This window comes from Bogoriella caseilytica, from assembly GCF_003752405.1.
Taxonomy (GTDB): Bacteria; Actinomycetota; Actinomycetes; order Actinomycetales; family Actinomycetaceae; genus Allobogoriella; species Allobogoriella caseilytica.
Window position 1 is genome coordinate 2,051,339 of sequence record NZ_RKHK01000001.1, and the last position, 13,088, is coordinate 2,064,426.

The 13,088-nt window shown below is 64.4% G+C and carries 10 protein-coding genes; 8 read left to right on the forward strand and 2 right to left on the reverse strand.

Going from position 1 to position 13,088, the window contains the following annotated elements; genetic code table 11:
• Window positions 1–3 precede the first annotated feature (3 nt).
• The 8 genes from EDD31_RS09120 to EDD31_RS09155 all read left to right on the forward strand — a co-directional run bounded on the left by EDD31_RS09120 (window position 4) and on the right by EDD31_RS09155 (window position 11,150).
• A complete protein-coding gene (locus tag EDD31_RS09120; protein WP_483964266.1) occupies window positions 4–963 on the forward strand; it encodes a carbohydrate ABC transporter permease in 960 nt (319 codons plus the stop codon).
• Window positions 963–1,874 carry a carbohydrate ABC transporter permease gene (locus tag EDD31_RS09125; RefSeq protein ID WP_123303869.1) on the forward strand — a complete coding sequence of 304 codons (912 nt, stop codon included), beginning with the start codon at window positions 963–965 and terminating at the stop codon, window positions 1,872–1,874. The genes EDD31_RS09120 and EDD31_RS09125 overlap by 1 nt, the downstream gene beginning before the upstream one ends.
• A gap of 3 nt (window positions 1,875–1,877) precedes the next feature.
• Window positions 1,878–2,552 (forward strand): DUF624 domain-containing protein, encoded by a 675-nt coding sequence (locus tag EDD31_RS09130; protein ID WP_123303870.1) that lies wholly within the window; start codon window positions 1,878–1,880, stop codon window positions 2,550–2,552.
• Between the two features lie 122 nt (window positions 2,553–2,674).
• The gene (locus tag EDD31_RS09135) at window positions 2,675–4,207 is read left to right on the forward strand and encodes a molybdopterin-dependent oxidoreductase (protein WP_123303871.1); all 1,533 of its coding nucleotides are present in this window, start codon (window positions 2,675–2,677) and stop codon (window positions 4,205–4,207) included.
• Window positions 4,208–4,307: 100 nt separating this feature from the next.
• Entirely contained in the window at window positions 4,308–5,876 is a 1,569-nt protein-coding gene (locus EDD31_RS09140) for a type I restriction-modification system subunit M (protein ID WP_123303872.1), read from the forward strand.
• A complete protein-coding gene (locus EDD31_RS09145) occupies window positions 5,873–6,799 on the forward strand; it encodes a restriction endonuclease (RefSeq protein WP_123303873.1) in 927 nt (308 codons plus the stop codon). The genes EDD31_RS09140 and EDD31_RS09145 overlap by 4 nt, the downstream gene beginning before the upstream one ends.
• Window positions 6,796–8,016, forward strand: coding sequence for a restriction endonuclease subunit S (locus tag EDD31_RS09150; RefSeq protein ID WP_123303874.1), 1,221 nt, complete (start codon window positions 6,796–6,798; stop codon window positions 8,014–8,016). The genes EDD31_RS09145 and EDD31_RS09150 overlap by 4 nt, the downstream gene beginning before the upstream one ends.
• Window positions 8,013–11,150: a type I restriction endonuclease subunit R gene (locus tag EDD31_RS09155; protein WP_123303875.1), complete on the forward strand. Its 3,138-nt coding sequence runs from the start codon at window positions 8,013–8,015 to the stop codon at window positions 11,148–11,150. The genes EDD31_RS09150 and EDD31_RS09155 overlap by 4 nt, the downstream gene beginning before the upstream one ends.
• Before the next feature lie 349 nt (window positions 11,151–11,499).
• Here EDD31_RS09155 and EDD31_RS09160 read toward each other — a convergent pair whose 3' ends face one another.
• Window positions 11,500–12,054 carry a hypothetical protein gene (locus EDD31_RS09160; protein WP_123303876.1) on the reverse strand — a complete coding sequence of 185 codons (555 nt, stop codon included), beginning with the start codon at window positions 12,052–12,054 and terminating at the stop codon, window positions 11,500–11,502.
• Window positions 12,051–13,046, reverse strand: coding sequence for a type IV toxin-antitoxin system AbiEi family antitoxin (locus tag EDD31_RS09165; protein ID WP_123303877.1), 996 nt, complete (start codon window positions 13,044–13,046; stop codon window positions 12,051–12,053). Before EDD31_RS09165 ends, EDD31_RS09160 begins: the two co-directional genes overlap by 4 nt.
• Window positions 13,047–13,088 lie beyond the last annotated feature (42 nt).

The following is a 13,088-nucleotide window of genomic DNA, read 5'->3' on the forward strand; positions in this document are numbered from 1 at the left end:
TCCTTGCAGATCCGCCGTCCGCCCGCACCGGCCACCGGCGCGGGCGGACGGCGCACCAACACCCGCAGTTCGGCGAGCCGCGCCGAAGGGCGATGGGGCTACTTGTTCCTGACGCCCTGGTTCGTGGGGCTGGTGGTCCTGACCGCGGGGCCGATGCTCGTCTCGCTGTACTACTCCTTCACCGACTTCTCGCTGCTGTCCACACCCAACTGGGTGGGCCTGGACAACTACGAGCGGATGTTCACCGCTGATGATCGCTTCTTCGCGGCGGTGCGAGTGACGTTGACGTACGTGATCGTCTCGGTGCCACTGCAGCTGGCGTTCGCATTGGGTATCGCGGTGCTGCTGAATCGCGCGTTGCGCGGCATCTCCGCCTACCGTGCGCTGTACTACCTGCCCTCATTGCTGGGCGGAAGCGTGGCGGTCGCGGTCCTCTGGCGTCAGGTGTTCGGGCGTGAGGGCGCGGTCAACGTCGTCCTTCGCGGCCTGGGGTGGGAGAACCCGCCGACGTGGATCGCCGATCCGGACTTCGCGCTGTACACCCTGATCCTGTTGCGGGTCTGGGAGTTCGGGTCGCCGATGGTGATCTTCCTTGCCGGGCTGCGCCAGGTGCCCCAGGAGTACTACGAAGCCGCAGAGGTCGACGGGGCCTCGCCGGTGCAGCGTTTCTTCCGCATCACCATCCCGGTGATCACGCCGGTGATCTTCCTGAACGCGATCCTCCAGCTCATCGGCGCCTTCCAGGCGTTCAACTCGGCGTTCATCATCAGCGGCGGCACCGGTGGGCCCTTGGATTCCACGCTGTTCTACACCCTGTATCTGTACATCGAGGGCTTCACCAACTTCCGGATGGGGTACGCCTCGGCCCTTGCCTGGGTGCTGCTGGGCATCATCGCGGCCTTCACCGCGGTCAACTTCGCCCTGAGCCGATTCTGGGTGCACTACGAGGATGGGGGACGCTGATGGCGATCCTGGAACACTCCGCTCCGGCATCCGCGCGCGAGGACGCCGCCCCGGTGCCCACCAGATCACGTCAGCGGCCCCGCCTGACACTCCGTCGGGTGGTGCTGCAGCTCTTCCTCGCAGCGGGCGCGCTCGCGATGGTCTACCCCATCATCTGGATGGCAGCCAGCTCCCTGAAGCCGGAGAACGAGATCTTCCGGAGTGCGACCCTGCTTCCCGAGATCTGGCAATGGCAGAACTACATCGATGGCTGGAACGGGTTGCGTGAACCCTTCGAGGTGTTCTACCTCAACTCCTTCATCATCAGTGCACTGGCTGTGGTGGGGAATCTGCTCTCCTGCTCCTTAGCGGCCTACGCGTTCGCGCGGCTGGACTTCCGGTTCCGGACCCTGTGGTTCGCGGTGATGCTGGGCACGATCATGCTGCCGTACCACGCCACGCTGATCCCCCAGTACGCCCTGTACTTCGAGCTGGGCTGGGTGAACACCTACCTTCCGCTGACCGTGCCGAAGTTCTTGGCGACCGATGCGTTCTTCATCTTCTTGTTCGTGCAGTTCATTCGCGGGATCCCGCGGGAACTTGACCAGGCAGCCAAGGTTGACGGTGCCGGCCCCTTCCGGACCTATGCCTTGATCATTTTCCCTTTGCTGCGCCCGGCCCTGGTGACGGGGGCCATCTTCACCACCATCTGGACGTACAACGACTTCTTCTCCCAGCTCGTCTACATCTCCGATACGGCGCGGTACACGGTGCCGTTGGCGCTCCGGATGTTCCTGGACACCACGGGGGAGTCCTCCTGGGGGCCGATGTTCGCCATGAGCACGCTCTCGCTCCTGCCGCTCATCATCGTGTTCGTGCTGTTCCAGCGCCAGATCGTCGAGGGCATTTCCACCACTGGACTGAAGGGCTGAATCATGCGCCTGACCGGATTGATGTCTGCGCTGCAGCGGATTCTGGACACCTTATGGCTCAGCATCCTGTGGTGGCTGTGCGTGCTCCTGGTGGTGCCCGCTGCTGCGGGGACGACAGCGCTCCTTGCGGTCAGCGCCCGGATGCAGGACGCCAGGCTGGAGTCCGGTGTGACGCGCGCCTTCGCCCGGGAGCTGCGCCGGTCCATGCGCACCGCGACCGTGGTGCTGGGCTCATGGGTGGTGCTGGCCGGGGTCCTCGCGGTGAATCTCTCCGTCGTGGGGGCGATGGGTGCCCTCCGGATCCCTCTGCTGATAACGCTGCTGGCCGTGGGGATGACGCTGGCGCTGTACGCGTCGGTGCTGCCCATGGCGATCGTGACCGATCCGGGCGCTTCCGCCCGGGGGGTGCTCCGCCGAGCCTCGTGCGCGCTCCTGCGCGCGCCGCTTGGCGCGGTGCACACGATTCTGGGGATGGCGTGCGCGGTGGTGCTGGTCGTGGCGCTGCCGCTGGCGGCGCTGGTGGTGCCAGGGGGACTCGCGCATATCGCCGCCATGAGCTGGCGGCGCGCGCATCGCACAGCGCCGGCGGTGCCGCCTCGGGCGGACAGCGGCGGTCCCACCGGTATCTTGCGCCGGGATGAGTTCTCGCTCAGTGGAGGCCTGGCTCCAGGCCGGTGAGCACGGCATGTTGCCGAGACCTGATGTCCGAGCTCGAGCCCTGACGCCCCGCATCAGGGCTCGCCAAGCGGTAGACCCGCACTCACCCCGCGCCGCGCGCCTACCCGTGCCACCATGACGGGATGACGCGCATCACGCGAGGAGTCGCCGCGCTGGCTGGACTGGCCGCGGGGGCGGTGACAATCGGCCTGGCCGAGGTGCTCGCCGGCCTCCTGGTCCGCGCGACGGACACGCTCGGTACGCCCTCGCCGCTGCTCGCGGTGGGCGAGGCGTTCGTCGACCTCACCCCCGCATGGCTCAAGGAACTCGCGATCGCCACCTTCGGCACCGCCGACAAGATCGCGCTGTTTGTCGGCATGGGGCTGGTGCTCGTCGCGGTGTGCGCCGGACTGGGGATCCTGGCCCGGCATCGCACCACGGCAGCGGTCATCGGCTTCGCCGCCGTCGGTGTGCTCGCCGTGATCGCGGTGTTCAGCCGGCCGGGCTCCGGGCTCTCCGACGCACTGCCCACGGTGGTGGGTACCGCGCTCGGCGCCATCACCCTCGCGCGGCTCACGCGGGCCACGACTGCTGCCGCGGCGGAGCCCGACGGCGATCCCTCCCGCCGGTCGGTGCTGGTCGGCGGGACCTCACTGACGGTAGTCGGCGTGCTGGGCATCGTCGCAGGCCGGGTGGTGAGCGGGGCGGGTGACGTGGTGCGGATGGCGCGCGAGGCCTTCGTGGTGCCGCGGGTGCCGAACCCGGTGAGCGTTCCCGAGGGGGCGGACCCGGGCATAGCCGGGCAGACCACCTACCGCACCGCGAACGACACCTTCTTCCGGATCGATACCGCGCTCAGCGTGCCGCAGGTGGACCCGGACTCGTGGCGGCTGCGCGTGCATGGCCTGGTGGAGGAAGAGATCGAGATTGACATGGACGAGCTGCTCGCCCAGCCGCTCGTCGAGGCTCTGGTGACGCTGACCTGCGTCTCGAACACGGTGGGGGGCGATCTGGCCGGCAACGCGGTGTGGACGGGCTGGCCGGTGCGGGAGTTGCTCGCCCGCGCCCGGCCGCTGCCGGAGGCGGACATGGTGCTCTCCACCAGCGTGGACGGCTGGACGGCCGGCACTCCGCTGGAGGTCCTCACCGACGATCGCAACTCCCTGCTCGCCGTCGGCATGAACGGCGAGCCGCTGCCCGAACAGCACGGCTTCCCGGTGCGGATGGTGGTGCCCGGGCTCTACGGCTACGTCTCGGCCACCAAGTGGGTGGTGGACCTGAAGGTCACGCGCTTCGCCGACGACGAGGGCTACTGGACGCCGCGCGGTTGGGCCGAGCGCGGTCCGATCAAGACCGCCTCACGCATCGACGTGCCCCGCGGCGAGGTCGACGCCGGGCCCGGCGTGATCGCCGGGGTGGCGTGGGCGCAGCACCGCGGCGTGTCCGCGGTGGAGGTCCGCGTGGACGACGGTGACTGGCAGACCGCCGCCCTGGCCGAGGAGCCCACCGTGGATTCCTGGCGGATGTGGAAGCTGGACTGGGATGCCGAGCCGGGGCAGCACACCATCACGGTGCGGGCCACCGACGGCGATGGCGAGGTCCAGACCGAGGAGATCGCCGCACCCGCGCCCGACGGCGCGAGCGGCTGGCACTCGGTGGAGGTCGAGGTGCGCTGACGGGCGGGCGCTGCGATGCCAGCGACGTCAGTCCTCGGCGCTACGGTGTGAGGCATCCGCCCCACAACTCAGTAGCGCCTCCGGCGTAGGAGACCCACCCATGGCACCGACCACCAGCGAATCCCAGCGCGCCGAACTGCACAAGACCATCTGGCGCATCGCGAACGATCTGCGCGGCAGCGTCGATGGGTGGGACTTCAAGACCTATGTGCTCGGCATGCTCTTCTACCGGTTCATCTCCGAGAACCTCACCGCCTACATCAACAAGGGCGAGCACGAGGCCGGCTACCCGGACTTCGACTACGCCGATCTGCTGGACTCCGAGGCAGAGTTCGGCCGGCGCGAGACGGTGGCGGAGAAGGGTTTCTACATCGTGCCTTCCGAGTTGTTCGAGAACGTGCGCGAGCGGGCGCCGCGCGATCCCAACCTGAACGAGACGCTCGAGCGGGTCTTCAAGAACATCGAGGGTTCCGCGGTGAACACGGACAGCGAGGATGACCTCAAGGGCCTCTTCGACGATCTGGACGTCAACAGTTCCAAGCTCGGCAACACCGTGGCCAAGCGCAACGAGAAGCTGGTGAAGCTCCTCGATGCGATCGGTGAGCTACCGCTGGGAAACTTCGAGGACAACTCGATCGACCTCTTCGGTGACGCCTACGAGTACCTCATGCAGATGTACGCCTCGCAGGCCGGCAAGTCCGGTGGCGAGTACTACACCCCGCAGGAGGTCTCCGAGGTGCTGGCGAAGATCGCCGTGAATGGCCGCACCCGCGTGAACAAGGTCTACGACCCGGCGGCGGGATCTGGTTCGCTGCTGCTGAAGTTCGCGAAGGTGCTCGGCCACGAGAACGTGGGCGGTTTCTACGGCCAGGAGATCAACCTGACCACATACAACCTGGCTCGGATCAACATGTTCCTGCACGACGTCAACTACGAGAAGTTCGACCTCGCCCACGGGGACACCCTTACCGATCCGATGCACTGGGACGACGAGCCTTTCGAGGCCATCGTCTCCAACCCGCCGTACTCCACCAAGTGGGAGGGCGACGCGAACCCCCTGCTGATCAACGATGAGCGCTTCGCTCCCGCCGGAGTGCTGGCCCCGAAGTCGAAGGCGGATCTCGCCTTCACCATGCACATTCTGAGCTGGCTGGCGGTGAACGGCACCGCGGCGATCGTCGAGTTCCCCGGAGTGCTCTACCGCGGCGGCGCCGAGCGGAAGATCCGCAAGTACCTGATCGACAACAACTACGTGGACGCCGTCATCCAGCTCCCGCCGGATCTGTTCTTCGGCACCACGATCGCCACGTGCATCATCGTGCTCAAGAAGTCCAAGACCGACAACGCGGTGCTCTTCGTGAACGCGTCCGCCGAGTTCAAGCGCTCGGGGAACAAGAACAAGCTCGCGCCGGAGAACCAGGAGCGCATCCTCGGCCTGCTGGGCGGGCGGAGCGACGTGGACCACCTCGCCAAGCTCGTGCCGAACGAGGAGATCGCGGCGAACGACTACAACATCGCTGTGTCTTCCTACGTGGAGGCCGAGGACACCCGCGAGGCGATCGACATCACGGAGCTCAACGCGGAGATCGCGCGGATCGTTGCCCGGCAAGCTGAGCTGCGCACCTCCATCGACGAGATCGTGGCGGATCTGGAGGGGCAGAAGTCATGACGGAGATGCCCAATTGGGAAGGCTTTATGGTCCCGACCCTCAAGGCGATGAGTGATGGCGAAGTCCGTCACTGGCGAGAGTTCCAGCCGCTGACCGCGGACATAGCGGCGTTGACCGTTGAGCAGCGCCAAGAACTGCTGCCGTCGGGGCGGAGGTTGAAGTACGCAGACCGTATTGGTTGGGCAGTCTCGTTCTTGACCAACGTTGGTGCGCTGACGCGCCCGAAGAGGGGTCACTACCAGATCACTGATGCCGGGCAGCAGCTCATCAAGCTGTTCCCGAACGGCGCCAAAGAACGCGAAATCAAGGCGCTCGGCGCGGATCCCAGCTCACCGATCCGCGAGTATGTGGCGACCACGAACCGCAAGGCGAACGAATCTACGGCGATCGCGCCGGCCGAGGACTCCCCGATGACTCCGACCGAGCAGGTACAGATCGGCATCGAGCGTATCCACGAAGAGATCGCGGTCGAGCTGCTCACGCGGCTGCAGGACAAGGCTCCAGGCTTCTTCGAGCAGGCCGTCGTGGATCTCCTGCTTGCGATGGGCTACGGCGGCGCCACGGGTGCAGGTAGCGTCACCCAGCTCAGCAACGACGGCGGCATTGATGGCGTGATCGACCAGGACATCCTCGGCCTCAACCGCGTCTACATCCAGGCCAAGCGCTACCACGACGGCAACACGGTCGGACGTCCCGACCTCCAGGCTTTCGTCGGAGCGCTCAGCGGCAAAGCCGACAGCGGTGTTTTCATCACCACGAGCCGATTCTCCGTAGGAGCGCGCTCCTACGCCGAGAACGTGCCCACACGCATCATCCTGATCGACGGCAAGCGCCTCACCAGCCTGATGATCCGCTACGGCGTCGGTGTGCAAGTGAAAGAGACCTACAAAGTTGTCGAGATCGACGAGGACTTCTTCGCATGAGCCGGGTTGATGAGCTGATCCAGGAGCTGTGCCAGGATGGAGTGGAGCGCAAGCCGTTAGGAGAGTTCGCAACGCTCGTACGCGGCAACGGTATGCCCAAGACAGACCTCGTTGAGGAAGGCGTCGGAGCTGTTCACTACGGTCAGATCTATACGCACTATGGGGTGTGGGCGACCGAGACGCTTTCGTTCGTCGCTCCTGAGACGGCTGCGAGGCTCGCGAAGGTTGAATCTGGCGACATCATCATCACGAACACGAGCGAGAACATCGACGACGTCGGCAAGGCTGTTGCCTGGCTTGGCAGTAAGGTAATCGTCACGGGTGGCCATGCCACGGTGATAAAGCACGACCAAGATCCGAAGTACCTCGCGTACTGGTTTGCTTCGGCTGACTTCTATGTGCAGAAGCGGAAGCTTGCTACAGGCACGAAAGTCATCGATGTGTCCGCGAAACAGATGGCAACCGTCCGGATCCCGGTGCCGCCTCTCGAGGTTCAGCGCGAAATTGTGCGAGTATTGGATCAGTTCACTCAGCTGGAAGCGGAGCTGGAAGCGGAGCTGGAAGCACGCCGCCGTCAGTACGACTTTTACGCGAGGGAGTTGCTTGCGGCTGACGGTGACGTTCCTCGGGTCAGGTTCGGCGATGTTGCGAAAATTGTCCGGGGGGCATCTCCACGTCCGATCGGGCGGTTCCTCACTGACGATCCCACGGGCGTGCCTTGGATCAAGATCGGCGACGTGCCTGCTGGCGGAAAGTACATTACGAGTACCGCCCAGCGGGTTACGCCAGAAGGGGCACTAAAATCGCGGCGCGTGACCTCTGGCGACTTCGTGCTCTCGAACTCAATGAGCTTCGGGCGTCCCTACATTTCCAGGGTTGACGGATGTATCCATGATGGTTGGCTCGCGATCAGTGATTTTGAAGACTCTTTCCTCCCTGATTACCTCTATTACCTGTTGCGTTCAGCGCCCGTGCAAGAAGAGTTCGTTAGGAAGGCTGGTGCGGGCACGGTCAAGAATTTGAACGCTGCGATCGTGCGCTTGGTCGTGATTCCGATGCCAAAGATCGAGGAGCAAGAACGCGTTGTCGATCTCTTGGACCGCTTCGACGCGCTCGTCAACGACCTCAGCCTCGGCCTCCCCGCCGAGCTTGCTGCGCGACGCAAGCAGTACGAGTACTACCGCGACAAGCTCCTCACCTTCGAGGAGGCAGCGTGAGGGCTCCAGCGTCGTCTGCCCGCAAGTACGACCCCATCGCCGTCTCCTCCGAGAGCACGGTCGTCGCCGAGTACGTGCCAGAGCCGGAAGCCGAGGCCGCCTACCAGTCGGAGTCCGCGCTGGAGCGCGATCTCATACGTCGGCTCGAAGCCCAGGCCTACGAGTACCTGCCCATCACCTCCGAGCAGCAACTCGTGGCCAACCTCCGCGCCCAGCTCGAAGCGCTCAACCGCATCGCGTTCTCAGACGCCGAGTGGCAGCAGTTCTTCGAGCACAAGATCGCCGGACGTAACGACGGCATCGCGGAGAAGACCGTGCGCATCCAGGAGGACCACGTCCAGCTCCTCAAGCGCGATGACGGCTCCACCAAGAACATCACACTGCTGGACAAGCAGCACATCCACAACAACCGGCTCCAGGTCATCAACCAGTACGAGATCGACCGCGCCGACCCGGCTGACGATTCCAGCGCCGGCGGGCGCTACGCCAACCGCTACGACGTCACCGTGCTTGTCAACGGCCTGCCGATGGTGCACATCGAACTGAAGCGCCGCGGCGTCGACATCCGCGAGGCCTTCAACCAGATCGACCGCTACCAGCGCGACAGTTTCTGGGCAGGCTCAGGGCTCTTCGAGTACGTCCAGCTCTTCGTCATCAGCAACGGCACGCTCACCAAGTACTACTCGAACACCACCCGCAGCTCCCACCTCAAGGAGGCGCAGAAGCCCGGCAAGGGCCGCAAGACCTCCAACTCCTACGAGTTCACCTCCTGGTGGGCGGACGCGCAGAACAGGCCCATCCAGGATCTGCCCTCTTTCGCCGCAACCTTCTTCGCCAAGCACACGCTGCTCAGCATCCTCACCCGCTACTGCGTGCTGACGGCGGACGGGCTGCTGCTGGTCATGCGGCCCTACCAGATCGTGGCCACCGAACGGATCCTGCAGCGCATCGACGTCGCCACGAACTACAAGCGCCTCGGCACCCTCGCCGCCGGCGGCTACGTCTGGCACACCACCGGCTCAGGCAAGACCCTCACCTCCTTCAAGGCTGCCCAACTCGCCTCGAAGCTGCCCAGCGTGGACAAGGTGCTCTTCGTGGTCGACCGCAAAGACCTCGACTACCAGACCATGCGGGAGTACGACCGCTTCCAGAAGGGCGCGGCCAACTCCAACACCTCCACCGCCGTGCTGAAACGCCAGCTCGAAGACCCGGCCGCGCGCATCATCATCACCACGATCCAGAAACTCTCCACCTTTATCAAGGCCAACCCCGGGCACGCCGTCACACACGAGCACGTGGTGATCATCTTCGACGAGTGCCACCGCTCGCAGTTCGGTGACATGCACACCGACATCACGCGCTCCTTCAAGCGCTACAACCTCTTCGGCTTCACCGGCACCCCGATCTTCGCCGCCAACGCCGGCAGCGGCGGGAACCCCCGGCTCAAGACCACCGAACAGGCCTTCGGTGCCAAGCTCCACACCTACACGATCGTGGACGCCATCACCGACAGAAACGTGTTGCCCTTCCGCATCGACTACGTCAACACCATCAAGGTCGGGGCCGTAGTCGACAAGCAGGTCTCCGCGATCGACACCGAGAAGGCACTCATGGCCCCGGAGCGAATCCGGGAAATCGTGGCGTACACGCTTGAGTACTTCGACCAGAAGACCAAGCGCTCCTCCAGCTACGAACATTCCGTGGTCACCAACGTAGCCCAGTCGAGCCGCACCCGCCGGCGGGCCGAGGCTCTGCGCGAACGCAAGCGGGTGCGCGGCTTCAACGCCATCTTCGCCACCGCCTCCATCGACGCGGCCCGGCGCTACTACAACCACTTCCAGATCCAGCAGGAACAGCTCCCCGCAGACCGCCGTCTCAAGATCGGGCTGATCTACTCCTACGGCGCGAACGACGCCACCGAGGACGGGATCCTCGACGACGAGGCCTTCGACACCGACGCCCTCTCGGACGACGCCCGCGGTTTCCTCGAGGACGCCATCCAGGACTACAACGACCTCTTCGGCACCAGCTACGACACGAGCGCCGACAAGTTCCAGAACTACTACAAGGACCTCTCCCAGCGGCTGAAGAACCGGGAACTCGACCTCGCCATCGTGGTGAACATGTTCCTCACCGGCTTCGACGCCACCACGTTGAACACCCTGTTCGTGGACAAGAACCTGCGCGCCCACGGGCTCATCCAGGCGTACTCGCGCACCAACCGGATCCTCAACTCGGTCAAGACCTACGGCAACATCGTCGCCTTCCGGGACCTCGACGACGAGACCAACAAAGCGCTCGAACTCTTTGGGAACAAGGATGCGCGCGGCGTTGTGCTCCTGAAGCCCTACGGCGACTACTACCGCGAGTACGCCGAGAAGGCCGAGGAGCTGCTCTCGAGGTTCCCCGAAGGGCAGCCGATCGTCGGCGAGAGCGCACAGAAGGACTTCATCCAGCTCTTTGGTGCGATCCTGCGGCTGGAGAACATCCTCACCTCCTTCGACGAGTTCGCCGGCCACGAGCTGCTCAACGAGCGCCAGGTGCAGGACTACAAGGGGCGCTACCTCGACCTCTACGCCGAGTTCCGCAAGGAGACCACGGCGGAGAAGGAGCGCATCAACGACGACGTGGTCTTCGAAATCGAGCTAATCAAGCAGGTCGAGATCAACGTCGATTACATCCTCATGCTCGTGGAGAGGTACCGCGCCGAGCGCGGTGACGGAGCCGATAAGGAGATCCGTGCCGAGATCTCCCGAGCGGTTGACGCCAGCCCCACTCTGCGCAACAAGCGCGACCTGGTGGAGAACTTCGTCGACTCGGTCTCCGTGGACGGCGCGATCGACGAGGAGTGGCAGGCCTACATAGCCGCCAGGCGTGAGCAGGAACTGGCGAAGATCATCGCCGAGGAGAACCTGCGCGGGGACGAAGCGCGCTCCTTCGTGGAGACCGCCTTCCGTGACGGCGCACTGCGCACCACCGGTACCGCCATCACCACGGTGCTCCCGCCCGTCTCACGCTTCGCCGGCAACGGTGGGCACGGCGAGAAGAAACAGCGTGTCATCGCCAAGTTCAGTGCCTTCTTCGACCGATTCTTCGGGTTAAGTGCCTCACGGGAGAATGAGGGGAACCGGTAGCCCCGGTGTCTGCGCGGACTGTCGATGGAGACGGGAGGGGCTGGGGGGATTCGGGTGCCACAGCCCGTTGAGCTGAGACTTCTGGCTAGAGGTACAGCTGCCGTACGAGGTCCTGGCGGCGGTCGGAGCCGGCCGTTCCGCTGGCATCGGCAGGCAGTGTGAAATGGTGCGCAACGACGTCCGCGTCTTGGGCTGCCCAGCGCTCCGTGAGGTTGGCGTGATTTCGCGCAGAGAGTTGGCGGGCGATATCAAGACGGAGCAGCCTGACTGCGGCCAAAGGGACGTCATGGCCGATGTCCTCGAGAACCTAAATACCGGCTGGGGTGTCGTAAAGTCGATCTTCCACCTCCTAGGATTCTTGGTACCAGTAGGCAGCGAGAGCTAGGTCCTGAGCGTCCGTCCAGTGGTGGTCAGGACATCGGTCAATCCACGCACGCATTTTTAATGCTGCATATCCGGCCGGGTGCGGCAGCCGGATCGTGCAACCACCCGGCAGTGTGAGGCCCTGGGATCGCTGGAAGACATCGCGGAACCCAAACACCACCAGCTGTTCGCGTCGGGAAATGTGACGGCTGATCCCCTCAGGTTCCTTCACTTGCCCAAACGGCATGATGTCAACTGTTGCGCAACCCACCCGGTACCTGATCCCGTTGCTACCCGTCCGAGTGAGGCGCTGGTCGATCCGGTCGGAGATGGTCGTGTCGCTGACAGCGATCCCTAGATCGGTGTCGGTGGTGGCACGTACCTGAAAGGCGTGCCCGAAGCCGGCGTGGAGGATGTCCCGGCACGCCGCGCCCACGAGGAGGATGTTCTGAGGATCGAGGTCTGTCTGAGTGACAAGCTCGTCGACGACCGGAGCGACGGTGTCGTAAAGACGAGGGTCGACCTCAGCCAGGTCAATCATCGTTGGCGGTCGCGAAGTGCCTGGGCCACTTCGCGCTGTCGAGAGTCACCCGATGCCAGGAGATCTGCGTAGATCAGCGGCCATGGTGCGGTATGGACTCCGGGCTCACCTGTGGCCTGAGGTGGTCGCCAGAACTGTTCCCGGAAGAAGATGTTCGGCCGCTCGGTGTTGCGGCGCAACCGCCGTGATCGAATTAGTTCGGTCGGTAGGCCGTGCGTGTAGAAGATTGCCGTCTCTGGCCGTATGAGTTCCGGTACCGCAGCCTCGCCACTGAGGTACAGAGCCCGATCGCTCGCCTCGTATCCCATCCACTCGCCAGAGAATCGCGCAGTTTTTATTGCCGACCCGAGGGCTGCGGGGTAGGCGGCTGCCCACTGGTCGAGGAGCCGGTCCTGCAGGTGTGGCCCGAGCCTCTTGCGTTCGTCCAAGAGCCTGAACTGGGTGAGTAAGTCCAGGGTGTGTTGTGCCTGTCCAAGGGAAACCTGTGCGGTGCCTGCGATCTCGCGGATCGGTCCGTCGAGGAGTTCGGGCCAAGCGAGGATCGCGAAGATCACTTGTGATCGCTTCACACTGAAGAGGTTGACGCCGCGTGTCGGCCGCGCGACTTGCGTCCGCTGCGCAAGGGGAGATTGGCGCTTGCCTCGCACGTCGATGTGGACGCCTCCGAAAGTAATGAAGGCGTTGCCGGCCTGGTCGAGGTAGTTGAGATCCAGTTGGCGGAACGCTTCCGCGGTGCGCTCGGTCACTCGTGGTCCAAGGAGGAGGAGCTGGGACGGAGGCGAGACGGCCAGGACCTCCTTCGCGAACTCAGAGAGGGTGAGGGGCTCTGTGTAGACGACGTGGTAGTTGGCCTGCCCCGTTGGGTGCTGGAGGGTGACCCGTGCATTCGGGCGTTCGACCAGTTCGGCCAGATCGACTTGGATCCCCAGTTCATCGAAGCGATCTGTGAAGCTCCGCACTTGGTTCTCGTCCATCACGCATCCCGTGTTCATTCCAGCAGAGTGTTCATTCTAAATGAAAAGCACCCAAGAGTG